We start from the raw sequence: 25,939 nt of genomic DNA on the forward strand, positions 1-25,939 counted from the left end.
CTACAGGTTGGGCTATACAGCTTCAAAGGGGTACGTCTGAGGACATTGTGGAAGGAAATTACAGCCAAGTTTCCTCTCTCTGGACCAAATATCATAAACAGACACATGTCTTTGTCATTGCCGATTACATCGTATATGTGTGTCATTATAGCTCGACTTGTGCGATTGGTCAAGTCTATAAGCCCTATTCGTTATTTCCTTATGAAAATTCAACTTAAGGTTGAACAAGCTCATCAAGGCCGCTGCTGCAAGAAGCACATTGCAGGCATACCGTTACCCGCTGATCAAATATCGTTTGAATGGTTCGTATCACTTGCATATCCGGCTGTTTGGTATGAATCGTGATATGCTTCGGAGATACGGCAATCAGCGAACTAATAACCATGTCTTCAATATTCATTTCCGTTTCAAGCATTTCTGCTACAATTCGATCCGTTGGCGGGTTAGGGTCAAGCGGTTGAAAGCTGTCATCATAGAGCATAAATTCATGCCCGCCCTTATGCAATAGATGAACCATAGGCAGCTTCGTGTCTTGAAGAAAAACAAAATATTTTAACAGGGATATAAACTCCTGATATTGTTTTTCGAGCACGTATTCATCTAATGCATAATCTACAACTTCAGTTAATTCCTTCCGATAAGGCTCCAATCTAAACGTCGTAAATCCTTTTATGTCGAGATGCATATTGTCACGTAAGAAAACCTCTACCTCGGCAGCTACCTTATTCTTACGTCTTAAACGATCTGCATCCAAAAACCTCGTCCCAAGACTGTCCCATTCTTTTCCATGCAGCAAATCATGACAATAACGCTCGATCGCAGCTGTTTCCGCAGAGCTATGATTACGATACTTTTTGCGAATAATGACCGAAAGCATCGCTGGCTCCATTTCACTAACTACGAATTCAGCTATGGCAAGCGATGCTGCTTTAAACACCGCTTCGCCGTGTGTTTTTAATTGAAAATACGGAAGCAGCGCAATGCAGCTTATATCCTGAGCAGATATCTGCTTCATTTCAATGAGGGCAGATTGCTCCGTTTTTGTGTCAATATGTAAATCGACGAGCACTTGTTCTGTCAACAAATTAGTTAGTTTATTTACCGACTTTTGGAGACTTGCAGGTAACGATACCGTGAATAGCTCCATCAGCTCACCCCTTTCCTTCCTTATCAGTATATGGTACCGCGTACGGGGATATACGATGAAGACATTGGAATGTAAGGGAAGCAAGCATACAAAAAAACGTCTGTCGAGTCCCCCGCTGCTTACGGAGATTGTTCAACAAACGTTTTTTCATTACGGATATTGCCTGAAAAGTAATTAGTTTTGCATGACAAAATCTAAATCCGCTTTATCCAATTGGTTGTAAACTTTCAAAATATTGTACTTCGTATCCCGCTGTGCAGGAATCTTACCGCATTCGCGAATCAACTGAAGAATAAGTTCGATGTTTACTTTATGAGTCGTTCCCGCTGCGGACACTACATTTTCCTCGATCATAGTGCTTCCGAAGTCATTGCAGCCATACGACAGCGACAACTTACCCATCTCAGGTCCCATCGTCACCCATGATGATTGGAAATTCGGAATATTATCGAGCATGATACGGCTAGCCGCTACGATGCGCAAATATTCCTCTGGCTTCGCCTTCTCCAGTTTCAAGTTCGTATTGTCCGGCTGGAACGGCCATGAAATGAAAGCCAAGAAGCCCGTTGAATCATATTTGTTCGCGATGCATTCATCTTGAGCGTCACGGATACGCAGCATGTGCAAAGCTCGCTCTTCTACTGTCTCACCAAGACCGTACACCATCGTTGCAGTCGTATTCATACCATGACGGTGTGCTGATTTCATCACATCCATCCAGTCCGTCCAAGAGCCCTTCATACGGCTAATCTTACGACGTGTGCGGTCATCTAAAATTTCAGCGCCGCCGCCTGGCAAGGAATCAAGTCCCGCATCACGCAGCTGCCTAATCACTTCATCTAAAGAAAGCCCATCCGATACAACCTTCATCTTCTGAATTTCGGCTGGAGAGAATGAATGCATTGTAATGTCCGGATAATGCTGTTTAATTTTGCGAAGCAGATCCAAGTAATAAGTAAACTTCAAATTTGGATTCGTTCCGCCCTGCATCAATATTTCAGTACCGCCAACGTCTATCGTTTCTTGAATTTTGTTCAAAATCGTTTCATCAGGAAGTACGTAACCTTCCTTCGACCCTGGAGCACGATAAAACGCACAAAAGCGGCAATAAACATCACACACGTTCGTGTAGTTTACATTTCGTCCTACAACAAATGTCGTTATTGGTTCGGGATGATGCTTTAGCATAATCTGATTAGCTACATGCCCCATCTTCTCGATTTGATCTGAGACTAACAATTCCATGCCTTCTTCGAGCGTAATTCGCTCACCACGCAACGCTTTATCCAAAATATGGTCCAACGTTCCCATTCCGCAAGACCTCCTTATTTCCGTTCATTTTTTAAAGAAACTATCACTTTATCCTAACATATATCTCTACTCCAAGTCACCCGCCGCAGGATCTCCTCTCGCCCTGAAATAAGAAAAAACACGGAATGTTCACTAGAACATCCGTGTTTCCCTTTAAATTCATTCCCATTTAGGAGCGCAGAGCTCTATCCAAATCTCCAAGCAGATCCTCGATATCCTCAAGCCCTACCGAGTAACGAACCAATCCGTCTGTAATATCGCGTGCATGACGGACTTCTCTAGGCATTGAAGCATGAGACATCATCGCTGGATAAGAAAGTATGCTCTCTACTGCCCCCAAGCTTACAGCTACGAGAGGAATTTGAACTTTGCTCAGCAATGATTTTGCACGTTCGCCGCTCCCAACGTCGAAGGATACGACAGCTCCATATCCAAGAGACTGCTTCTCATGGATTTCCCGGCCTGGATGGTTCTCAAGACCAGGATAATAAACAGCTTTTACTTCCTCATGCTCCGACAGCCATTCCGCCAGTCTGCGAGCGCTTTGTTCGCTATATTCCATCCGAGCTTTCAACGTCTTCATGCCGCGCATCAACAGCCACGATTCTTGGGCGCTAAGAACCGTTCCCATGCCGTTTTGAAGCTGCTTCAGACGTTTACCGAGGCCTTCATCCGCGGTAACCGCAAGACCCGCCAGCACGTCGCTGTGACCGCCAAGAAACTTTGTCGCACTGTGCAGTACGATATCAACGCCATGTTCAATCGGACGCTGATGATAAGGAGTCATAAACGTATTATCAAGCAGGGTAAGCAATCCGTGTTCTTTCGCCCAAGCAGTGGTCTCAGCAATATTCGTAATTTTGAGAGTCGGGTTTGACGGCGTCTCCATGAATACCGCTTTCGTATTTGGCTTAAGCGCTGCTTTGACCGCTTCAAAATCGGTCATATCAACAAAGGTAGACTCTATGCCGAGTCGATCCAAAATCGTCGTCAGTAAACGATACGTTCCGCCGTAAACATCCTCCGTTACGATAACGTGCTCCCCAGCAGAAAGCAGCAGGAATGTCGTTGAAATAGCGGCCATCCCTGAAGCGAACGCGAAGCCGCGCGCCCCGCCCTCAAGCAGTGCGATATAATCCTCGAGCGCTTGGCGGGTAGGATTGCCTGAACGACTGTAATCATATTGAGGCGGGTTGAAAATATCATGATGATGGAACGTTGAAGCTTGATAAATAGGTACGCTTGATGCTCCTGTATGTTCATCAATCTCTGCGCCGAAATGAATCAGCTTCGTTGCAAAACGCCGATCTTGAGGTTTAATTTTGTTGTTATCATTACTCATCGGTTATTGGACCTCCTCGACTTCACGTTTGGCAGCTGCGAGCGCCTGTGCCAAATCACTAATTAAATCATCCGAATGCTCGATGCCTACTGAGAAACGAAGCAAACGGTCATCAACACCGATAGCTTGACGAATTTCAAGAGGGATATCCGCATGTGTCTGAACCGCAGGATAAGTCATCAACGATTCAACTCCGCCTAAACTCTCAGCGAATGCAATAAGCTTAATGTGGCGAAGAATCGGCTCCACATAACGAGCGTCCTTTAGACGGAAGGAGAAAATACCCGTATTTCCGGAAGCCTGCCTGTTCTGAACATCATGTCCTGGATGATGCGGCAATGCCGGATAATAGACATCCTCCACCGCTGGATGTTCAAGCAGATAGTTAGCAATCGCAGTGGCATTATACTGATGACGCTCCATACGAAGCGCCAGCGTCTTCATTCCTCTCATAAGAAGCCATGAATCCTGCGGTCCAAGGACTGCCCCAATGGAGTTATGCAGAAATGCCATCTCAGCTGAGAGCTCCTTGCCTTTCGTTACGATCAGACCTGCAAGCACGTCATTATGACCGCCTAAATATTTGGTTGCGCTATGAATGATAATATCTGCTCCGAGCTCAATCGGACGTTGGAAAAATGGTGTAAGCAGCGTATTATCTACAATGGTAAGCAAGCCTTTAGATTTCGCCCACGCCGTTACTTTCTCAATATCCGTAATCATCATGAGCGGATTTGTTGGTGTTTCGATAAGCACCGCTTTCGTGTTTGGCGTCCACAAAGCCGCCATCGCATCCAAATCGTTCGTATCCACATAGGAAGCTGATACGCCGAATCTCGACATAATCCGCTCTAACAGGCGATACGTGCCGCCATATAAGTCAAGAGATACAATTAAATGATCACCTTGACTGAATAATGCAAATACCGTTTGCAAAGCAGCCATACCGGAGCTGCATGCAAATGCTGCATCGCCAGCTTCCAATTGTGCAGCAGCTTCTTCTAGTACAGCCCTTGTTGGACTTTTCGTACGTGCATAATCGAAGCCCGTGCTCTCTCCAAGCTTAGGGTGACGAAATGCCGTTGCTTGGTAAACTGGGAAGCTTACTGCACCCGTTACAGGTTCTTTTATAGATCCAATCTGAGCTAAATGGCTTTCTATCTTCATCTTAATGTAGCACTCCCTAATATAGTTTTAAATGCCTCCACCCAAATCATAAGGTGTTTGCTGATAAACATAATAGTTAAGCCAGTTTGAGAACAATAGGTTCGCATGAGCACGCCAGGTTGATAATGGCAGGTTGGCCGGATTATCGCCTGGGAAATAATTTTTCGGAATATCTATTTCCATCCCTTTGGATTGATCACGATCATACTCATACTTAAGTGAGGTTGGATCGTATTCGGAATGTCCTGTAACAAAAATTTGTTTACCATCTTTCGATGCAACGATGTATACGCCTGAATCTGAAGATTCAGATAAAATATCCAACATTTCCACCGTATCTATATCCTCGCGGCGCACCTCGGTATGACGAGACTGCGGCACAAAAAACATTTCATCAAAGCCTCGGAGCAAATTAACATTTCTTTTCTCAATCGTATGCGGGAATACGCCGAACATTTTGTTGTCTAAATTATATTTCGGCACGTTAAAGTGATGGTAAAGTCCAGCTTGTGCCGCCCAACATATATGGAAGGTCGATGTTACGCGCCTTGTGCTCCAATCCATAATTTCCTTAAGCTCTTCCCAATAGTTTACGTCCTCGAAAGGCATATGCTCTACAGGTGCGCCAGTGATGATAAGACCGTCATAATACTCATCCGCGATCTCGTCAAATGTTTTATAAAAGGATTCTAAATGATCAGCCGACGTGTTTTTGGATGTATGTGTTTTTGGATGCAGCAATACGACCTCGACTTGTAATGGCGTGTTGCCAATAAGTCTAAGCAGCTGTGTTTCTGTCGTTTCCTTGGTGGGCATTAAGTTCAGAATCGCGATTCTGAGCGGCCTGATATCTTGATGATAGGCGATACTCTCATCCATAACGAAAATGTTCTCGTTGGTTAACACTTCTTTTGCCGGTAAGTTGTCAGGTACTTTAATTGGCATTGGTTTCACTCCTCTTGAGGAAGATTGACCGCATGAGCATGAAAAAGACCCTTTCTGCTGTGAGAAAAGGTCGTATGCTCTATACATAAGCCATCCGCCTCTCTCATCTCCCAGAAACATTAAAGTTTCCGCAAGAATTAGCACCGTGCGTTTACACGCCGGTTGCCGGGCTTCATCGGGCTAGTCCCTCCGCCTGCTCTTGATAAGAAAGTAGTCTATTCAATTTTCCGCGGTATCATTACACTTTCACTTTAAATCATTCTGTCAATTGCGTCAAGAACCAACGGTGCATATTCTAAACTTATATATGAGAAAAGTGTTGTTTTTATGCTTGAATGTAAAGCTGTCGCGGGAGTATACTAGACAAGAATTATTTCGTTTATTTGACTAACAAAGGAGTGGACATGGACATGGAGGGCGACAGACCGAAGCCTGAGAACTATCGAATACGGTTACTGCCGGCCCAGTCCCATTCAGCCGGCAGTTTCCTCTAGCGAAAGAAAGGAGTGACTCCGGATGAAAATCCGTCTTGTTAGCAATGGCGTTTTTACAGTTATTGAAGATATTAATGAAACACTTACGCCTTCGAAAGAAGGTTTTTACTGGATCGACGCAGATGTGGAGGACCTCGCTGTTTTGCAGCCGCTTTTCAACATGCATGATCTCGCTGTAGAAGATTGTCTCAGTGAAGAGGAGCAGCGTCCAAAAATTGAAATATACGAAAGTCATTACTTTATTGTTATTAACAGCATTCGATTCGATGATGAGGAAATATTTCTTAGGGCGCTCAACATCTTTCTCGGTCGTCACTTTATTATTACCGTCACCAAACAAAAGATTAATGAGCTCCGTTCTTTAAAGCCCGTTCTCTGGGAACAAGAGGTTAGCCGGCCTGACTATTTCTTATACCACCTCGTCGACATCGTTGTCGACAACTATTTCCTCGTTGGTGATCGGATCGATACACGAATCGAGACACTGGAAGAAGATATATTGATGCACACGAAGAAATCGCATTTGAATGAAATCATCGGGCTGCGCGGTGAAATATTGTGGCTGAGGAAGGTACTTGGTCCTCAACGCGACGTCATTGCTACGCTTAACAAGAAAGACTTAAAGCTCATTGACGATCAACTGCAAAAGTATTTTAGCGATATTTATGAGAATGCGTTAAAAATTGCGGAATCCTTCGACACATATCGCGATCTCATGGGTAACTTACGTGAGGCCTACCAGTCCAGTGTATCGAACCGTGCCAATGAAATCATGCGTGTATTTACTGCAATTACAACGATATTCATGCCACTCACCTTCATAACCGGCATATACGGAATGAACTTTGACTTTATACCGGGTCTCCACCTCAAATTAGGCTCATATATATTACTTGGTATTATGCTGCTGCTTGGCATAAGTATGTTTTACATTTTCCGTAAGAAGGAATGGCTCTAGAGACGACCTGCTCCAGATAAGATTAAAGGGCTGCACTCGCAGGGGAAAATTCCCGCCTTGCGCGTGCAGCCTTTTTTTTGCTGTTGCGGTAACTATCATTTATAATAGTAGAATCAATATTTGAGAGTACTTACCTTTGAGAGGGGGATTGACGTGAATATTAGTCAGCTTGAAACACTCCTTACGATATCCAAGACGATGAGTTTCCGGAAAGCCGGCGAACTGCTGAATCTCACCCAGCCGGCTGTATCGGCACAAATAAAAAGTCTTGAGGATGAATTCAAGACGATCCTCATTAATCGTAACCAGCCAGTCACTCTAACCGATCATGGACAAGTTTTTTTGGAGCATGCAGAGCAAGTCCTTACGATTGTGGATGAATTAAAGCATAAGCTTTCCGATATGAACCTAACACCGCAAGGACATATTTTACTAGGAACAACAGCATCAATTGCAATTCAAATTTTGCCGCGCGTCCTTTCATATTTCCAGAACCAATTTCCTTTAATCAAAACAACGATACATTCCATGCCCTCTTCCCAAGTTATGGCCAGTGTCGAGAACGGTTCAGTCGATATAGGGATTACATATCTCACTGAAAAAAATCCGAACGTCTCCTCCTCCGTCCTTTATTACGATACATTTGAACTTGTCGTTCCTCCTTCCCATCCGATGAGTAAATTGACGCATACGACGGTTGACACGCTCAAGGACATTCCTATGATTATGCTTGCTCCCGACACGCTGGGGCGGAAATTCGTCGATAAAATTTTCCGTAAATACAATATTCAGCCGAACATCATCATGGAGGTTTCCAGCAGCGAAGAAGTGAAGCGTATGGTTGAAATTAATTTAGGCGCCGCAGTCGTATCGAAACTTTCGATTGCCAACGAGCTTCGTTTGGGCACACTAAAGATGATTAAAGTCAACGAGCTTGAAATGAGTCACCCTGTCGGCGTTGTATATAAATCCGGTCGTTACATCAATACGGCATTGCAGCAGTTTTTAAGTGATCTAAAGGGCATGCCGGAGCATCAATTCATTAGCAGTGAATAACGGATCAGAAGCGTCCATCAGAAAATCAACTAGGAGAGATGACAATGAAATTCGACTTACATACTCATCATGTTAGATGCGGTCATGCCGATGGTACTATCGAAGATTATATTGTTGCAGGAATGAAAGCTGGTCTTCAAATTATCGGCATCTCTGATCATTCCCCCTACTTCTATCATAAGGAGGATCAGCCTTCACCAGCCATCGCCATGGCTAGAAGCGATTTCACTAATTATGTTAATGAAGTGCTTCGCTTAAAGGAGAAGTATGCAGGCAAAATCGAAGTACTGTTGGGTATAGAATCGGACTTTTTTCCTAATTATTTGGATAGCTACAAAAAAGCATATGAAGGTGTTCCTTTCGACTATTTAATCGGCTCCGTGCATCAGGTTGGCGAAGTCAGTATTTTCAACCGTAATCGTTGGAAAGGATTAAATGAACAGCAGCATGTCGAAGTAAAGCGCAGCTATTACGATCTTATCAAGCAATCTGCACGCAGCGGAATGTTCGATATTTTGGGACATATTGATGCAATGAAAGGGTATTATCCCGCATTCTCTGACATTCCGGCGAATAAGGACGTTGATGATACGTTGCAGACGATTGCCGAGTGTGGTGTTTCCATTGAAATCAATACGTCTGGCAGCACGAAATATGTGGGAGGATGGTATCCATCGGATGCGATTCTGGAACGAGCACTTCATTACGGAGTCAATGTAACCTTCGGATCGGATGCGCATGTGCCGAGCAGAGTTGGCGACGAATGGGAGCTTGTTCAAAAAAGGCTTAAGGAAATCGGCTTCACACAGTGGGTTTATTATCGGGGGCGCCAGCAGGTCATTGTACCGATATAAGCACGCGAGAACAATTGTGGACAAAAAAAAGTGGACCTGCACGTTGCAGGTCCCAAGGGATATATTAAAAGGGGGTCTTGTTTATTATAATAGCCCATTAATATGATGAGAAAATAACAGAACTATTTCATTTGTGTAACAAATTTGAGGGGTTGAACAACGATGTGGCTCGTTACGGCCATTAGCAGCGCAATCTTATTCGGACTAGCGGGCTGGTGGATGAAAGTATCACAAATGCGGGGCGGCTCTACAAGAATGCTGCTGCTTGGACTATATGCTTCCGGATCACTCGGTTTTGGCGTGCATGCAGCGCTGGAAGGAACGTTTACATTTCTCGCAGATCCGCATGTATGGATTGCTGGAATCGTTATCGGCGCAGGTTCTGCCTGGGGAAACTCCCTATTTATGCAAGCACTTCATTTTGGTCCAGCCAGCTTAACTTCTCCTCTGACGAACATGAATATCATCTTAGTCATTGCGCTCGCAACATTATGGTATAATGAACCGCTCAGCGCCTCTGAAGCGATCGGAATTACTCTGCTCTTGCTAGCCGTAATCTTTATTGCTCATAAACGGAAAGAACCTCTAACAATTACTGAAAAACGCTGGTTCGTTCTCGTCTTTATGGCTGTCGTGATGTTCGCGCTGCGAAACGGCGGATTAAAGGTCACGGATGAGCTTGAACTACCCAGTGCCCCGATTTTATTCATTGCCTACGCGCTCTCCCTTTGCTGGTTTCTTATTCCTGTCAAAACAAAAACAAACCGCTCCGCAGAGCGGACTGGCCTATGGTTTGGGATTATTGCCGGTCTATTCTCATATGGCGGATTGCAACTGTATGCGATCGCAATTGCCACTGGACAAGCGAATTTGGCAGCTCCTATCTTCGCAACGAACAGTCTTGTCGTAGCCGCTGGTGCGATTATTTTTTATAAAGAGAAGTTGACGATCGTGCAGTGGACAGCCTTTGCTTGTACCATACTCGGGTTGATCATTATTCGTTTGTGAGGTATGAAAATTAACTCACGCCTTAACACTAACTTTTGTATTGTAAATATTCTTTTTTGGATTGAGTATTGCATTCCCAGTGAAATTAACTTACTTTTAGTTCGTTCATATGCTACAATAGAATTACAAAAAGCGGGGTGATATGGTTGGATTATTCGACAATGTGCCCAAAGTATGAAGCCGCAGCCGACATATTAGGCAAGAAGTGGACTGGCAGAATTATTCGGGTATTGCTTGGAGGACCAAAGCGGTTCAAAGAGATTAAAGAACAAATTCCCGAAATGAGCGACAAGATGCTGACGGACCGTATGAAAGAGCTTGAGACATTAACGATTATTAAACGTCAAGTATATCCTGAAATGCCTGTACGTATTGAATACGAGCTTACCGATATGGGCCGGGGGCTTGAACCAGTCATTGAGTCCATTCAAGCATGGGGCGAACAATGGATGTAAGATAAGAAACCGCTACGGCGGTTTTTTTTATTGCCCTCTCCTCTGATGACGCAATTGACAAAGGAATATTAATCTACTATCATTGATAATAATAATCAATATCATAATTTACAAAAGAAAAACCCCCGATTGAATCGAGGGTTTCCTATAAGCAATATGACTACATCCCAAGCCATTTCTTGAACAAATGTTTAGTTGTATCTTTATTGATTGCTGCGATTGAAGTCGTAAGCGGAATGCCCTTCGGACATGCGCGTACACAGTTTTGCGAGTTACCGCAGCCTTCGATGCCGCCATCGGTCATCAAAGCATCCAGACGCTCTTCTTTGTTCATCTCGCCCGTCGGATGAGCATTAAACAAGCGAACCTGAGAAATTGCTGCAGGACCGATGAAGCTGTTGCGATCGTTCACGTTCGGACAAGCCTCAAGACAAACGCCGCAAGTCATACATTTGGAGAGCTCATACGCCCATTGACGCTTCGTTTCTGCCATCCGCGGTCCTGGACCCAGATCATACGTTCCATCAATCGGAATCCATGCTTTAACGCGTTTCAGAGCACCGAACATGCGCTCACGATTAATAACAAGATCACGAACTACAGGGAACGTTCTCATCGGCTCAAGACGAATCGGCTGCTCCAGCTTATCGATCAGAGCGCTGCACGCCTGACGAGGCTTACCGTTTATGACCATCGAGCATGCGCCGCATACTTCTTCCAAACAGTTGGAATCCCAGCAGACAGGCGCTGTGCTCGCGCCATCAGCCTTCTTCGGATTACGTTGAATTTCCATCAATCCGCTAATTACGTTCATATTAGCGCGGTAAGGAATTTCAAATTCTTCCGTATAAGGCTTAGAGTCAGGAGTATCTTGCCGTGTGATGATAAACTTAACCGATTTTGTAGCAACAGTCGTTTCAGCCATCATTATTCTCCTTTCTTCTTGTCGCTTGAATAGTCACGTTTACGTGGCTTGATCAAACTAACATCGATATCCTCGTAAGAAATTTGCGGACCTTCCTTCGTCCATTTCGCAATCGTCGATTTCATGAAATTGTCGTCATCGCGCTCTTGGAACTCAGGCTTATAGTGTGCTCCGCGGCTCTCGTTACGCAGCAATGCGCCAAGCGTCATCGCTTCGGACAGCTCAAGCATGTTCCATAGCTGACGAGTGAATGCCACGCTTGAATTGTTCCATTGCGCCGAATCGTTAATATTAATTTTCGCATAACGCTGCTTAAGCTCTTTGATCTTGTGAATCGTTTGCTCAAGCTTGTCATTAAAGCGAACAACGGTCATATTGTTCGTCATCCATTCACCAAGCTCTTTGTGAATGACATATGCGTTTTCATTGCCGCTCATGTTGATGATGCTGTTATACTTGTCCGTTTGACGCTTGTTCTCGCGATCAAATACAGAGGAAGCAACGTCTTCAGCCGATTTCTTCAAGCCTTTGATATACTCAACCGCTTTAGGTCCAGCAACCATACCGCCATAAATAGCAGAAAGCAAGGAATTCGCACCAAGACGGTTCGCACCATGATATTGATACTCGCATTCGCCAGCTGCAAACAGACCAGGAATGTTCGTCATTTGATTGTAGTCAACCCACATGCCGCCCATCGAATAATGAACTGCCGGGAAGATTTTCATCGGAATTTTACGTGGGTCATCGCCCATGAACTTCTCATAGATTTCAATGATACCGCCGAGCTTAACATCAAGCTCCTTCGGATCTTTATGAGACAAGTCAAGGTAAACCATGTTTTCTTGATTGATGCCTAGCTTCTGATCTACGCACACGCTGAAGATTTCACGCGTTGCAATATCACGAGGCACAAGATTTCCGTAAGCTGGATATTTTTCCTCTAGGAAGTACCAAGGCTTACCATCTTTGTAAGTCCAGATCCGTCCGCCTTCACCGCGCGCTGATTCAGACATCAAGCGAAGCTTGTCGTCACCTGGAATAGCGGTTGGGTGAATTTGAATGAACTCGCCGTTCGCGTAGTTAACACCTTGCTGATACACTGCGCTGGCAGCTGTACCTGTGTTAATAACGGAGTTCGTCGTTTTGCCGAAAATAATGCCAGGACCGCCGGATGCTAGAATAACTGCATCTGCGCGAACCGTGTGTATTTCCATCGTACGCAGGTCTTGCGCTGAAACGCCGCGGCAAATGCCATCGTCGTCAACAACAGCGCCAAGGAATTCCCAGTGCTCATACTTGTTAACGAGTCCCGCTGCTTCCCACCGGCGAACTTGCTCATCCAGTGCATATAGAAGCTGCTGTCCTGTCGTTGCACCTGCAAATGCGGTACGTGAATGCTTTGTGCCGCCGAAACGACGGAAGTCCAGCAGACCTTCGGATGTACGGCTGAACATAACGCCCATACGGTCCATAAGATGGATAATGCCTGGTGCAGCATCACACATCGCTTTAACTGGCGGTTGATTCGCGAGGAAATCTCCACCATATACGGTATCGTCGAAATGCTCCCATGGAGAATCGCCTTCTCCTTTTGTATTTACAGCGCCGTTAATGCCGCCCTGTGCACATACTGAGTGGGAACGTTTGACCGGTACTATTGAAAACAGATCAACGTGTACGCCAGCTTCTGCAGCTTTGATGGTAGCCATCAAGCCCGCAAGGCCGCCGCCTACGATGATAATTTTATTTTTAGCCATAACGTTTCGCTCCTTGTCTACAAACTAGCCGATATTCGTAAGTGCCAATGCAGCACTTGCAGCTTCCTTGAATTCATCTCCGCTAAATGCGATAAGCGAAAGAATAAACAAAGCAGATACGATAACAAAAACACCCATGCAAATATAAGAAGAGATGCGTTGCGCTTTAGGGCCGATCGTAATGCCCCAGCTGATCAGAAACGCCCAAAGGCCATTACTGAAGTGGAAAACAGCCGCTAAAACACCAATTACGTAAAGTACGAAATAAGTAGGGCTGCTCGCAATCTGATTCATCGTTGATCCCAGTTCATCATGCGTGATGTTGCCTAGATAAACTTGAATCCGAGTTTGGAATACGTGCCAGAATACGAATACAAAGGTAATTACCCCTGTTACTCGCTGTGCTGTAAATGCCCAGTTCCGGCCGTACTGAAAACGTCCCGTATTTGTGTTCGATTGGTATGCCACATATAAGCCATAGATACCATGAAACAATAGCGGTAGGTAAATGCCGAAGATCTCAAGCAGCGGCAGCACAGGCATGCTGTTAATAAGTTCTACACCTTTGCTGAAGCCTTCAGGCCCGCGTTCAAACGCCTGAAAATTAGTCAGACCATGCACGACGATAAAACCGCCGAGTGGAATGATCCCGAGAAGCGAGTGAAGCTTGCGCGAGAAATACGAGTTTCCTTTCATGTCATTCCTTCTCCTTTCAAAACTGTGAGTGCTAGCATGCTTTTTCTTAAAATATAAGAATGTATCGGTTGTCCCTTTATACATTGCTTATATTTCAGCGTAAACAAAGCGCTGTGCCGCTGAAGATAGTCATTCGCTGTTTACGCCTGGTAAACCATTCTACATTGTACCCTTAGCATGTATGTCCGTCAACAAAACTCGACACATATTAGCCACACTTCCCATCCTACTCCTTTTCAGCTTATAATGGAATTGCATATTTTTTATAATTTCTTATAACAAATTAACATAAGGAGTTTCATACATGAACGAAGAGATGCATGTCTTCACCGTTATTGTCGAGCAATCCAGTATGAACAAGGCTTCCGTACTTTTAAATTTATCTCAGCCGGCGCTCTCCCGCAAAATAGCGAAGCTAGAGCAGGAATTAGGATCTCCTTTATTTCATCGGATCGGTAAGCGGCTTGAGCTCACGAGAATCGGGCAGCTGACTTATGAATACGCTCTTGAGCTTCGCCAGCTTCATCGCAAATATTTGCAGACCGTCTCTGAGTTCACATCGGCTGGACATACCACGCTGACAATTGGCGCAAGCTTAACGACGCTGCAAACCACATTGCCTGATCTCATTCAAACCTTAACGTCAACGCATCCCGAAATCGACATTAAAGCGATTACCGGAAAAACACATGAGATCGTCTCGCTCGTACGCGACCATAAAGCCGATATCGGCATCGTAGCTTCCAGCATCGAGGATTCGACACTCAGATGTATTCCATTATTTGAGGATCATCTTTCGTTAGTTGTTCCGCGAAATCAGGTTATTACCGATAAAGGCACGCTCGGCATACAGGATTTGACCGGGATGCCGATGATCTTATTTTCCAAAGGCACATGGTATCGGCTGCTCACTGACGAGCTTTTTGACAAATACCATCTTCAGCCGGACGTGCGAATGGAAATAGATTCGTTCGAAGCAATATTGCGTCTGCTTCACACCTGCCGATCTGCGACACTATTGCCGCAATCTTATATGCGCAGTCAACTTCTTGAAGACAACGAGCTGATCGTCATTCCGATCCGCGAGCTTGAGGATACGAAGCGCACAACCTCGCTCATTCATGCGGATTCCGCTGCACTCAGCCCGTCGGTTCGCCTATGGATTAATGAGCTCGCCGCAGGTTTTCCAAACAAAAAGGACAGCAGCTTCTAAATTAGCTGTTGTCCTTCAGCATTTCCAATATTACACTTCCAAATCCATAGCTGCCAGACCTGTGTTTCTAATGACGGATTAACGTATGACAGACGTCTCAAAATCTTCAATCTGCTCGTTTGTTCCAATAATAACCATGACGTCACGCAGTGCAAGTACATCCGTTGCGGTTGGGGCGATAATGATACCATTTGGCTTATTGATCGCTACAATACTACAGCCAAATCTAGCGCGCGGATTAAGATCATGCAGTGACTTGCCATCTAAGCATTGTGGAACAGCAAGCTCAGCAATTGTATATTCCTTAGAAAGCTCAATATAATCAAGCAGGTTCGGGGAAACAAGCTGATGTGCAACCCGGATGCCCATGTCACGCTCTGGATAGACGACACGGTCGACACCGATTTTCTCCAACACACGGCCATGCAGCTCAGTCATAGCTTTCGCAACAACTTGCTTCACACCTAAATCCTTAAGCAATATGGTCGTCAAAATGCTCGATTGGATATCATCTCCAATTGCAACGACGCCGCAATCAAAGTTGCGTACGCCAAGCGAGCGCAGCGTTTCCTCATCCGTACAATCTGCAGATACCGCATATGTTAGAACACTGCTCATATCCTGAACAGCTTCCTCATCTTTGTCGATTCCAAGCACCTCATGACCGAGCTGTGTCAGTTCTCTCCCCAAACTCGAACCAAATCTCCCTAAGCCGATGATTACAAATTGCTTCTTTTTCATTCCCACTTGCGAAATCCCCTATCCAATCGTTATTTTGCCTTCTGGATGCCGGAATAACTCTTTTTCTGTACGAGGCCCAAGTGCGTATGCTAACGTCAAGGGTCCGAGCCTTCCAACAAACATGGTTAAAGATATAACTATTTTTCCAACGATACTCAGCTCCGGGGTAACCCCTACCGATAAGCCTACCGTTCCAAACGCTGATGTTGCTTCAAACAATAACATAATGAAGGCTTGTTCTTCCGTCATCGATAAAATCATCGTTACTACAATGACAAGCGCTAATGAGATTAAAGTAATCGTCAGCGCTTTAAAAATGCGGTCCTTACCCAGCCTGTAACGAAAAAGCACGATGTCCTCTCGTCCCCTAATCATTGCAATTACAGCACCGATTAACGTGGCGAAGGTTGTTGTTTTGATTCCGCCCCCCGTTGACCCGGGCGATGCTCCGATAAACATTAATATAATAGTAAAAAACATTGTAGCTTGCCTTATAGCTGTGTAATCAAGCGTATTGGCTCCTGCTGTTCTCGGCGTAACCGCTTGGAAGAGCGAAGACCATATTTTACCGCCCCAGTCTAAAGAGCCCAGCGTCTTCGAATTCGAAAATTCAAAAATAAATATGACCAAAGCTCCCACTGCGATCAATGTTCCCGTCATCGACAGAACAACCTTACTATGCAGCGACAGCTTCCGTTTTTTGCGGAATTCCATTAGGTCGGACATGACGACAAAACCAAGACCGCCCGATATGATAAGCATCATGGCTGTAATATTGACGACTGGGTCGGATACATATAAGGTCAAGCTGCGATAATGTCCAAAAATATCAAAACCAGCATTATTGAATAATGAAACCGCATGGAATGCTCCGAAATAGATCGCTTTGCCTAGCGGCATATCGAATGCAAACCGTGAGGCGAACAACGCAGCCCCAATAAGCTCTATCGTTAATGAATAAACAATTACTCGCCTAATTAAACGCACGATGCCTTCCATACTCGACTGATTCATCGATTCTTGCAGCAGCAGCCGCTCACGCAATGAAATTCTTTTGCGAAACACGAGTGCTATTAGCGTTGCCATCGTCATAAATCCTAGACCGCCAAGCTGGAACAAACACATCAATATGATCTGGCCCCAGATGGAGAAATAGGTTCCCGTATCCACAACGACTAGCCCAGTTACACAAGTAGCCGAAGTAGCCGTAAATAGCGCATCTATAAAAGGCAGCCGCTCACCGCTCACCGATGCAAACGGCATGGATAATAATAAGGCCCCAAGTAAAATAATAAGTGCGAATCCACTGACCAGAATTCGAGGGGGCGACCACTTCAGAACATTCAAATTGACCTTCATTCCTTTGCCTTCTTTTCGATATGTTTTTTAGTCATTTTCTGTTTTTAAGCATAAAAAAAAGCACTGGAATCTCAAAGTGCTCAGTGCAATGAGTCCTGTTCCAATATGCCTACGAGGTTAGCTGACGGATTCGGGCCTGAACAGGCAGCCCTATTCAGCGGAAGAAGTTAAATTCCACCGCTAAAATTCACCCCACGTCGCCAATGTATGAATAGCTTTGCTCTCTGCTGGTTCATCCATTTGGACAACTTTATGGTTCCCCCGATTTCCTTCGGAAATTCGGCTGTGCTATGCAATTAGTATGACGTTAACGATTATAATCCCTAACCGCTCTCGATATAAAGGTGACGTTTGCGACAAACAGGACGATTTTGGACCAAATACGGGCAATGGGACGAAGCAGCATGCTGTTAGCTTGCTGGACATCGTTATTTCGCATTATTTTGAAAGTAAATGGTCATTTCCATTGGATAATATAGGGATTTGTATGTTAAGGTATTGAAATGAACTACTCATATTAAAGACAGTTGAGGTGAACCTATGATTGACTCTATTAAACCCCGCGAATGGAAACGTTTTATATGGGCAGCTGTTGCTTGCTTTATCATTTATGCAGCCGTTCAAATTGTACCGATGATCGTGTCTATCTCCTCTGGTGAATTAAACACCAAAGTCATTGAAAAATCAGCAGCAGAGGATCAAGCATCCGCATTTGCTGAGAAACAAACGGGTCTAAAGGTGAAATCGGCTAAAGCGGTACATCAAACCGATAAGCTCATGAACGGCTACCTATCCAAACATGAGTTGATAAAAACATACTCTGATAAATACGATCCCAATTTCCCTACTGATACGTATCAGGTCGACTTGAAATTCGCAGGCGGCGACAGCGGTTTCGTATACGTACATATGCAAAGCGGTAAGATTGTATCTTGGAACCTAAAGATTAAAGGGCAGCCGTTGTCTGGCACGGAGAAAACGAAGGAAGCTATCGCTTTTCTAACTGCAAATAAATTCAGCGGCGTTGAATTTATAGGCAGTCAAATACTTCCAAATGGTGATTGGCAAGCCCAACCTCCTGCGGGTTATACCATTAAGGATGCTAAGCTTACACTCCTTGTTGACGCTCTAACCGTTAATGATCGAATTGTCATCAGCAAATATAAACCATCGTTTATTGCTCCAGATGATTACATTAAATATGTAGAGAAGCAAGATAAAATAGCAGAATACCTGACCTCGATCGGTTATCTGTTTATGAGCTTCGTGCTGTTCGTCTTAGCCATCATTTATGCGGTGCTGTATCGGAAATATACTTCCTTCAAATACGGCTACATTCTGACTATCGTTTATTTAATCACTTATATCATCATGAATCTTAACGTAATCGATGGTATTCGGTCCACGCTCGGTGAAACTGACATGGCAGGTCCGACAGCTACGATCACAGCCGTTGTCAGTGTTTTACTAGCGATTCCGATGGCTGGATCCATTTATATATCTATCGTTGCGGGTGACGGTCTCTGGAAGGCGCAGGGCCGCTCATTGTGGCCGCGCTTCGGACAGAAGGGATATGGCGATTACGTTTGGCGCAGCATGGGCTTGTCGTATTTATTCGCGATCATCCTGTTCGCTATTCAATCCGTTATCTTTATCGCACTGAAGCTGGTGATCGGCACTTGGGAAACTTCAGACGCTACCCAATCCCCTTACAACATGGGTATTTTATGGCTGATGCCAGTACTTGCTTGGGCAGCTGCAATCGGCGAGGAAGCCGTGTTTCGTTTTTTCGGTATCGGCTTATTCCGCAAATGGTTCAAAAACACGTTTGCAGCGGCCATTCTGCCGACCTTCTTCTGGGCGCTGGGGCATGTGATGTATCCGTTCTATCCATCCACGACGAGATTGTTCGAATTAATGATTATCGGACTGCTGTTCAGCTTTATATTTGTCAGGTACGGCTTCATTACAGCGATGTTCACCCATGCGATCTTTAACAGCGTTGCAGTTGGCCTATCCTTGCTTACAATCGGGACTGCGCCGAATATTATTTCAGCCGTCTTCTTCTCCGTACTGCCGGTGCTGATCGCATTTGTAATCAAATATTATAGTCACAAAAAAGAGAAGAAGCCGTCTATGACGACGACTCCTCCCCTAGAGCAGCTATAATTTGCGAAGCTAATTTATCACCAATAGATAGAGGCCGAAAGTCTTCGACTGAGGCCTCTTTTATTTTTTTGATTGATCCAAAATGCTTAAGCAGAAGCTTGCGGCGCTTCTCCCCTATGCCTGGAATCGAATCAAGCTTCGACTCGACCATGGACTTAGCTCGCTGCTCGCGGTGGAACGTAATCGCAAAGCGATGCACCTCATCTTGAATGCGCTGCAGTAAATAAAACTCTTGGCTATCCCGCGGAAGAGGAACAATCTCAGCAGGGTCTCCAGTCATTAGCTGCGCCGTCTTATGCTTCGCATCCTTCACAAGACCGCATACTGGAATGTTTAAGCCCAGCTCATTCTCAAGCACATCAAGCGCAGCCGATATTTGTCCCTTGCCGCCATCGACTACGATCAAATCCGGCGGTACTAACTCCTCTTTCACCACACGCTCGTAGCGACGCCGTATTACCTCACGCATCGTTTCGTAATCATCAGGCCCTTGTACGGTTTTTACCTTGTATTTGCGATACTCCTTGCGGTCAGGCTTGCCATCGGTGAAAACGACCATTGCCGAAACGGGGTTCGTGCCTTGAATATTAGAGTTATCGAATGCTTCTATTCGACGCACCTCATCCAGTCCAAGCCAGCCTGCAAGCGATTCTGACGCTTTGACGCTTCGTTCCTCATCTCGCTCAATGAGTCTGAATTTCTCATCCAGCATTACTTTCGCATTATCGATGGCCATCGTGACGACCTCACTCTTGCGTCCGCGCTGCGGCATAAGCACCTTAACCTTCAGCCAGCTGTGCAGCGAGGCAATGACATCGTCAGCGTGCGTAGAAGCAGCTTCGCTCACTCCATCTCCAGCTTCTAGTTCTGGTGGAATTGGCAGCAATATCTGCTTCGGCAGAGCCGGATTATCGCTATAATACTGAGTGACGAATGTCATAAAATCATCGTATTCTTCCCCGTAATATGGAAAAGTTGTGCCATGTCGTTCAATAAGCTTTCCTTGGCGCATGTACAAAATTTGTACGCACATCCAGCCCTTATCTACCGCAAAACCAAAAATATCCCGGTCAAGCGCATCCGACATTGTAATCTTCTGCTTCTCCATAACAGCATCGATTGCTATAAGCTGATCCCTAAATTCCTTAGCACGCTCAAACTCAAGATTTTCAGCCGCTTCCTCCATCTTGCGCTGCAGCTCATTTTTCACCACGTCTTGTCCGCCGTTCAGGAAACGTGATATTTCTTGTATCATTCGATCATATTCCGACTGCTCCACATCAAATTCACAAGGCGCAATACATTGGCCAAGATGATAATACAAGCACACCTTATCTGGAAGCGTCTTGCATTTGCGCAGCGGATAGAGCCGGTCTAGCAGCTTCTTTGTCTGCTGGGCTGCGTATGCATTGGGATATGGTCCGAAATATTTGCCTTTGTCTTTTATAATTCGTCTCGTAACTTCCAGCCTCGGGTGTTTTTCGTTTGTTATTTTGATATATGGAAAGGTTTTATCATCCTTCAACAGGACGTTATATCTCGGTTGGTGTTTTTTAATTAAATTACACTCTAAAATGAGCGCCTCCATATTGCTTGAGGTTACAATGAATTCAAAATCGCGAATTTCGGATACGAGCCGCTGCGTTTTGCCGTTATGGCTGCCGTTAAAATAAGAACGTACTCGGTTTTTGAGCACCTTTGCTTTACCTACATAAATGATGACGCCTTCGCTGTTTTTCATAAGGTAACAGCCAGATAGATCCGGGAGCAAAGCTAGTTTGTTCCGTATCGTCTCTTTTGCCTCCGCAAGCTGCTGCTCTGCTTGCTCCAGATCCGTTTGCTGATGATCCATGCTCTCGCCTCCGACTGCCAGATGATTCTGTACATATTTTATCATAATTCGATCGTGCTTTGTTTTACAATTGTCATCGGTATTCACTTTACAACTGTTTACCAGTTTGGGTATACTAATATAAGTTGAATAAACCGATACTACATAAAGACGACCGTATGTTGGTTGTTACTTACGCAATCGGTCTTTTTCAAGGAGGGCGTCAACGATGGAAAATGTAAGAGACCCGCGCGAGCATTTTAACGAAGAGCCTCGCCATGACTTGATGGACGTTATGCTCGGCTTTGGCGGCATGCTCGGTTTTATGACCGTCATTTTCGCAATTGCTGTAATCGTGAAATTCATCATTTCATAAGAAAAAGGAGCAGCCTGCTGCTCCTTTTTTTTGTTACTTCTTATGAGGATGAACTTCACAACTCCAATAACTGCCGCTTACACTTTCGGTTCTCTCATTAAATAAGGATACAATAAAATAAGTCCAAGTACATAGAGCAGCAAAGCAAACAGCGCTGGAGAAAGATGCAGAAAATCGATATATCCGATGGATAGATGAACGCTTAAGCCCGCATAAAAGCCCGGTGCTCCGCCGATTAGCAGTGTCCACCATATCCAGCGCGCTCCCTGTTGAATTCCCCATAAAGATGTGATTAATATGGCCAGCGCAGCACAGAATAGCGCCCCCCCGAATCCAGCTCGATCATGCGCGATAAGTGGGATCAGCTTCATATTCGCTTCATTCAGCTCGGCATGATTTGTATCTAGATAAACCAAATCCGACTGTACGAACACCTGAGAAACACCAACTCCTGCGATAGTAAGGCCTCCAATAGCAAGGGCAAACCCCAATACAACAAAACAAAATTGTCCGTACATGGCTAATCGCCATAAACGATCATTACGAACATTGACTGGATGCCGATAAGGCTGATCCGGATTGGTGCGCATCGAAAATAGAAACATAGGCAATAAAATAGCAGCTGCAAAAGCATGCAGCGGATCGAGATAACCGTAGCCTAGAAATAGAAAAAAGCTTGAAAAACCGACAATACCAGAAGTGAGCAATGCCGTTCTTGCCCAGTGGAGCCCATGCTTCAACCCGTTTCTAGCCAGCTGAATATATAGAATGCCGATTGTAATCATCGTTCCGGAGAGCGTAATTCGATCATGTGACATAAAATGCAGCAGTTGATGGTTGACCGCATGCAGCTCATTCTTTGTCATTTCTATAAAATCCAAATCGTAGGGCAGCAGCACCGTAGTCGCAGCTACAATCCAAGACAATACTCCGCCAATGATCATCCCGATTCCAAGCAGGAGCATCCAGCCCCAATGCTTCCAGAAGGATGGGGCTTCCCGCACAGGAAGATCACGCACTTGCTCATAAATGATGGCTTCATTAATACGTTTAGGCAATCCTGGCCCTGCATATATGAGCCCGCTATGAAGCAGAATGGCATCTGCACCCGCTTTGATCAGATCAAGCGCATCTTGCGGCTCATGCACCCCGCCCCCCGCTTTGATAATCAAATGAGGACCGTATTCCCTTCGGAGCCGCCCGATTTTGGTCAATGTGGCTGCCTTAACTTGTTTCCCTACGCTCGAACCAAAGCGTTCATCAGCTTCATCGCTGATAGCCTCTCCAATGACTACACCGCTCCATACTCCCTCTGTCGCACGAAGCAAATCCACGACATCATCATCAGACAGGTCAGGCGGAACATAAATAAACATTGGTTTATTCGGATGATGATCAGCAGAAGCAAAGCTCGATATTCCTTTCAAGATGGTGAGAGCATCTTCCATGCTCCTATGGGCATGCAGTACATCGACATAAAAGCCGGCAGCTCCCGCAATGCTTAATTGCTTCAGCATAGTAATCAGCTCATCAAGAGCCTGCTCTGGCGCAGAAAGCGGCATTGGAGCTATTCGTGCCAGCTGCGGCAATTCATGACCCGGGTTTGCCAGCCGCTCAGCGTACTGATCTGCTCCAACATTCTCAAAGTATTCTGGATATCGAATCGTTTCATTTATGATATCATTTGAAATCGAAGCCACGCTCCGAACGGGATCGACGGTAATGGGTCCGTGCTCGATAAAACCAAATCCAAACTGTGCCAGCGCTCTTTGCGCTGCTCCCTGGGGATCTAGACTCCCTGACAAGCCTACACAAGTAGGTAAGGGAATACCGGCTATTTGCTTCTCCAGCAGAGGGGATGGCTCCATATGCCCGAGTGTACGAATAACGAATGAGCCGCCTGGCAAATGACTCAGAGTTCCAATTGCTCTCAGCGTTAGAGTTCTGCTCCATCTTGCTGGAAGTCTAAATAAGAGAGGACGAAACAAGGACTGATACGACCAATCCGGCATTAACATTCTCCTTCGGAGTTATTTTCTTCCAGTATACAACAAACCCAATGCCTGCGTGGCATTGGGTTTGTTGTGAGCTATGATATATATAGCATTAGGCGGCTAAGCTACTGCACAATTCTGAGCGCTTCACCCGTAGATGGGTTCTCAGGCTGCTTCGATTTCTGCTGTGACTCGGACGGATGCTGCTGCTTCTGAGAGGGCCCATCATAACGCGTTCTTTCCGTCCGGTCGATTTGCACTATTCTTCCATCGTGAACTGTAATCGTCACATGCCCATAATTAAGACCAGTAACTTGTTCAGTAATTCTCTCCAGCCATTGTTGATCTAACTCTAGCGGTTTTGCCATTCGAAACCCCTCCATTTATTTTGATTTATTCGGCTATATCTACAGGTTTCTGCTGAGCAGACTTCCACTCTACAATGCTCTTCACAATCATCGTTATGACTGCAAGCATAACAAGCAAAGAGGCAACTGCGAACGACGCCGAAAATTGATATTCGTTATACAAAATTTCAATATGCAGCGGCAAAGTATTCGTTTCACCACGTATATGACCGGATACAACTGACACTGCTCCGAATTCGCCCATTGCGCGTGCATTACATAAAATAACGCCGTATAATAACCCCCACTTAATATTAGGCAGGGTAACCTTCCAAAATATTTGCCAGCCTCTTGCACCTAGGCTTGCAGCTGCTTCCTCCTCCTGAACGCCTTGAGCTTGCATTAGCGGAATAAGCTCACGAGCTACAAAGGGAACAGTCACGAAAACGGTCGCAAGCACGATACCTGGTACAGCGAAAATAATTTGGATGCCACGCTCATCCAGCCAAGGTCCAAAAAAGCCCTGTGCCCCAAACAGCAGCACATAAATCAAGCCGGAAATGACAGGTGATACGGCAAAGGGCAAATCGATTAAAGTAATTAAAATATTTTTACCGCGAAAACGAAATTTGCTAATTGCCCAAGCCGCCGCAATACCAAAGACCGTATTAACAGGAACTGCGATAAGGGCTACGATAAGCGTCAGCTTTAGCGCCGACAACGCATCTGGCTCTGTTATAGAATCAATGTATACGCCTACGCCTTTCTTGAATGCCTCCACAAATACCGATGCGAGCGGCAGCAATACAATTAGTCCAAGAAACAGCATAGCGATTACGATTAGCAGCCATTTAACGGGAGCTGATTCTGTAATATGCCTAGGACGTTTGGAAGCTTCTGCATTCGTGTGAACGGTTATTACTCCAGCCATTTGTATGAGCTCCCTTCTTAGTCAGATACTGTGCGGCGATTCATTCGCCACTGCAGTAAATTTATGACTAGCAGCATCAGGAAGGATACAACAAGCATTACGAGTGCGATGGCAGTAGCGCCAGCGTAATCATATTGCTCCAGCTTCGTCATGATGAGCAGTGGAGTTATTTCCGTCTTCAACGGCATATTGCCCGATATAAAGACAACCGATCCGTATTCACCGATTCCTCTTGCAAATGCAAGTGCGAACCCCGTTAATAATGCGGGCAATAATTCTGGCAAGATTACCTTCCAAAACGTACGCAAGCGATAAGCTCCAAGCATAACGGCAGCTTCTTCTGTCTCTTTCTCCATATCCTGCAGCACCGGCTGCACCGTACGCACGACAAACGGAAGTCCAATGAAGATAAGTGCAATAGTAATCCCGATAGGTGAGTAGGCAACCTTAACGCCTAGCGGTTCCAACAGAGAGCCTATCCAGCCATTCGGTGCATAAATAGCAGTCAAAGCTATTCCTGCAACAGCAGTTGGAAGCGCAAATGGCAAATCGACTAAGCTGTCAACAAGCTTTTTACCTGGAAATTGATAACGAACAAGCACCCATGCAATGAGTAATCCGAATACAGCATTAACAAGTCCCGCAAAAAAAGCTGTGAGGAAGCTGACTCGGTAAGAGGCCACAACACGCGCACTCGTGACTGTGCTCCAAAACTCAGACCAGCTGAGCTCTGCCGTTTTGAAAAAAACGGCAGTCAGCGGAATCAATACAATGATGCTCAAGTAGAACAAAGTGAATCCAAGCGATAAACCAAAACCCGGCAGTACATTACGGGGCTTGGAACCTTTCATGTGAAGTCA

At 45.2% G+C, this 25,939-nt stretch carries 23 protein-coding genes and 2 riboswitches; of the genes, 8 read left to right on the plus strand and 15 right to left on the minus strand.

Annotation, left to right across the window (positions count from 1 at the left end; all coding sequences use genetic code 11):
• Positions 1-214: 214 nt before the first annotated feature.
• The 5 genes from AC0YN6_RS22540 to metA all read right to left on the minus strand — a co-directional run bounded on the left by AC0YN6_RS22540 (position 215) and on the right by metA (position 5,912).
• The gene (locus AC0YN6_RS22540) at positions 215-1,147 is read right to left on the minus strand and encodes a putative sporulation protein YtxC (protein WP_475749635.1); all 933 of its coding nucleotides are present in this window, start codon (positions 1,145-1,147) and stop codon (positions 215-217) included.
• A 174-nt stretch (positions 1,148-1,321) separates the two neighbouring features.
• Positions 1,322-2,458 carry a cyclic dehypoxanthinyl futalosine synthase gene (gene mqnC, locus AC0YN6_RS22545; RefSeq protein WP_475749636.1) on the minus strand — a complete coding sequence of 379 codons (1,137 nt, stop codon included), beginning with the start codon at positions 2,456-2,458 and terminating at the stop codon, positions 1,322-1,324.
• A 169-nt stretch (positions 2,459-2,627) separates the two neighbouring features.
• Positions 2,628-3,800 carry a trans-sulfuration enzyme family protein gene (locus AC0YN6_RS22550; RefSeq protein WP_475749637.1) on the minus strand — a complete coding sequence of 391 codons (1,173 nt, stop codon included), beginning with the start codon at positions 3,798-3,800 and terminating at the stop codon, positions 2,628-2,630.
• A 3-nt stretch (positions 3,801-3,803) separates the two neighbouring features.
• The gene (locus AC0YN6_RS22555) at positions 3,804-4,967 is read right to left on the minus strand and encodes an aminotransferase class I/II-fold pyridoxal phosphate-dependent enzyme (RefSeq protein ID WP_475749638.1); all 1,164 of its coding nucleotides are present in this window, start codon (positions 4,965-4,967) and stop codon (positions 3,804-3,806) included.
• Positions 4,968-4,994: 27 nt separating this feature from the next.
• Complete coding sequence (gene metA, locus AC0YN6_RS22560; RefSeq protein ID WP_475749639.1) at positions 4,995-5,912, minus strand: homoserine O-acetyltransferase MetA; 918 nt, start codon at positions 5,910-5,912, stop codon at positions 4,995-4,997.
• Positions 5,913-6,012: 100 nt separating this feature from the next.
• Positions 6,013-6,121: riboswitch (SAM riboswitch) on the minus strand.
• A gap of 307 nt (positions 6,122-6,428) precedes the next feature.
• On the opposite strand from metA, the gene corA reads away from it, so the two are divergent.
• From corA to AC0YN6_RS22585, 5 genes are all read left to right on the plus strand, one after another.
• Positions 6,429-7,364 (plus strand): magnesium/cobalt transporter CorA, encoded by a 936-nt coding sequence (corA, locus tag AC0YN6_RS22565; protein WP_475749640.1) that lies wholly within the window; start codon positions 6,429-6,431, stop codon positions 7,362-7,364.
• A gap of 153 nt (positions 7,365-7,517) precedes the next feature.
• Positions 7,518-8,420 (plus strand): LysR family transcriptional regulator, encoded by a 903-nt coding sequence (locus tag AC0YN6_RS22570; RefSeq protein ID WP_475749641.1) that lies wholly within the window; start codon positions 7,518-7,520, stop codon positions 8,418-8,420.
• Between the two features lie 44 nt (positions 8,421-8,464).
• Positions 8,465-9,274, plus strand: coding sequence for a histidinol-phosphatase (locus AC0YN6_RS22575; protein WP_475749642.1), 810 nt, complete (start codon positions 8,465-8,467; stop codon positions 9,272-9,274).
• Between the two features lie 162 nt (positions 9,275-9,436).
• Positions 9,437-10,282 (plus strand): EamA family transporter, encoded by an 846-nt coding sequence (locus AC0YN6_RS22580; protein ID WP_475749643.1) that lies wholly within the window; start codon positions 9,437-9,439, stop codon positions 10,280-10,282.
• A gap of 146 nt (positions 10,283-10,428) precedes the next feature.
• On the plus strand, positions 10,429-10,737 hold the full coding sequence (locus tag AC0YN6_RS22585) for a winged helix-turn-helix transcriptional regulator (protein ID WP_475749644.1): 309 nt from the start codon (positions 10,429-10,431) through the stop codon (positions 10,735-10,737).
• 160 nt (positions 10,738-10,897) lie between these two features.
• Here AC0YN6_RS22585 and sdhB read toward each other — a convergent pair whose 3' ends face one another.
• The 3 genes from sdhB to AC0YN6_RS22600 are packed head-to-tail and all read right to left on the minus strand — an operon-like array spanning position 10,898 to position 14,118.
• Entirely contained in the window at positions 10,898-11,662 is a 765-nt protein-coding gene (gene sdhB / locus AC0YN6_RS22590) for a succinate dehydrogenase iron-sulfur subunit (RefSeq protein ID WP_475749678.1), read from the minus strand.
• A gap of 2 nt (positions 11,663-11,664) precedes the next feature.
• On the minus strand, positions 11,665-13,422 hold the full coding sequence (gene sdhA, locus AC0YN6_RS22595) for a succinate dehydrogenase flavoprotein subunit (protein WP_475749645.1): 1,758 nt from the start codon (positions 13,420-13,422) through the stop codon (positions 11,665-11,667).
• Between the two features lie 24 nt (positions 13,423-13,446).
• Positions 13,447-14,118, minus strand: a complete 672-nt coding sequence (locus AC0YN6_RS22600) for a succinate dehydrogenase cytochrome b558 subunit (RefSeq protein ID WP_475749646.1) — start codon at positions 14,116-14,118, stop codon at positions 13,447-13,449.
• A gap of 304 nt (positions 14,119-14,422) precedes the next feature.
• Here AC0YN6_RS22600 and AC0YN6_RS22605 point away from each other — a divergent pair, with 304 nt between their 5' ends.
• On the plus strand, positions 14,423-15,331 hold the full coding sequence (locus AC0YN6_RS22605; RefSeq protein WP_475749647.1) for a LysR family transcriptional regulator: 909 nt from the start codon (positions 14,423-14,425) through the stop codon (positions 15,329-15,331).
• Between the two features lie 78 nt (positions 15,332-15,409).
• On the opposite strand, the gene AC0YN6_RS22610 is transcribed toward AC0YN6_RS22605, so the two are convergent.
• Together AC0YN6_RS22610 and AC0YN6_RS22615 are read right to left on the minus strand one after the other, a co-directional pair.
• Positions 15,410-16,072, minus strand: coding sequence for a potassium channel family protein (locus AC0YN6_RS22610; protein WP_475749679.1), 663 nt, complete (start codon positions 16,070-16,072; stop codon positions 15,410-15,412).
• 18 nt (positions 16,073-16,090) lie between these two features.
• Positions 16,091-17,431 (minus strand): TrkH family potassium uptake protein, encoded by a 1,341-nt coding sequence (locus AC0YN6_RS22615; RefSeq protein ID WP_475749648.1) that lies wholly within the window; start codon positions 17,429-17,431, stop codon positions 16,091-16,093.
• Positions 17,432-17,522: 91 nt separating this feature from the next.
• Positions 17,523-17,726: riboswitch (cyclic di-AMP (ydaO/yuaA leader) on the minus strand.
• Positions 17,727-17,971: 245 nt separating this feature from the next.
• Here AC0YN6_RS22615 and AC0YN6_RS22620 point away from each other — a divergent pair.
• Positions 17,972-19,600 carry a CPBP family intramembrane glutamic endopeptidase gene (locus AC0YN6_RS22620; protein WP_475749649.1) on the plus strand — a complete coding sequence of 543 codons (1,629 nt, stop codon included), beginning with the start codon at positions 17,972-17,974 and terminating at the stop codon, positions 19,598-19,600.
• Here the strand turns inward: AC0YN6_RS22620 and uvrC are convergent.
• Complete coding sequence (uvrC, locus tag AC0YN6_RS22625; RefSeq protein ID WP_475749650.1) at positions 19,566-21,452, minus strand: excinuclease ABC subunit UvrC; 1,887 nt, start codon at positions 21,450-21,452, stop codon at positions 19,566-19,568. The genes AC0YN6_RS22620 and uvrC overlap by 35 nt on opposite strands.
• Positions 21,453-21,660: 208 nt before the next feature.
• Between uvrC and AC0YN6_RS22630 the strand changes: the two genes are divergently transcribed.
• Positions 21,661-21,807 (plus strand): YqzM family protein, encoded by a 147-nt coding sequence (locus tag AC0YN6_RS22630; protein ID WP_475749651.1) that lies wholly within the window; start codon positions 21,661-21,663, stop codon positions 21,805-21,807.
• 77 nt (positions 21,808-21,884) lie between these two features.
• On the opposite strand, the gene AC0YN6_RS22635 is transcribed toward AC0YN6_RS22630, so the two are convergent.
• The 4 genes from AC0YN6_RS22635 to cysT all read right to left on the minus strand — a co-directional run bounded on the left by AC0YN6_RS22635 (position 21,885) and on the right by cysT (position 25,930).
• On the minus strand, positions 21,885-23,819 hold the full coding sequence (locus AC0YN6_RS22635; RefSeq protein WP_475749652.1) for a dihydroorotate dehydrogenase: 1,935 nt from the start codon (positions 23,817-23,819) through the stop codon (positions 21,885-21,887).
• Positions 23,820-23,926: 107 nt separating this feature from the next.
• Positions 23,927-24,169, minus strand: a complete 243-nt coding sequence (locus AC0YN6_RS22640) for a YezD family protein (protein ID WP_475749653.1) — start codon at positions 24,167-24,169, stop codon at positions 23,927-23,929.
• A gap of 25 nt (positions 24,170-24,194) precedes the next feature.
• Positions 24,195-25,079 carry a sulfate ABC transporter permease subunit CysW gene (cysW, locus tag AC0YN6_RS22645; RefSeq protein WP_475749654.1) on the minus strand — a complete coding sequence of 295 codons (885 nt, stop codon included), beginning with the start codon at positions 25,077-25,079 and terminating at the stop codon, positions 24,195-24,197.
• A gap of 17 nt (positions 25,080-25,096) precedes the next feature.
• On the minus strand, positions 25,097-25,930 hold the full coding sequence (gene cysT / locus AC0YN6_RS22650) for a sulfate ABC transporter permease subunit CysT (protein ID WP_475749655.1): 834 nt from the start codon (positions 25,928-25,930) through the stop codon (positions 25,097-25,099).
• Positions 25,931-25,939 lie beyond the last annotated feature (9 nt).

It is taken from the genome of Paenibacillus sp. J22P15 (assembly GCF_056269345.1).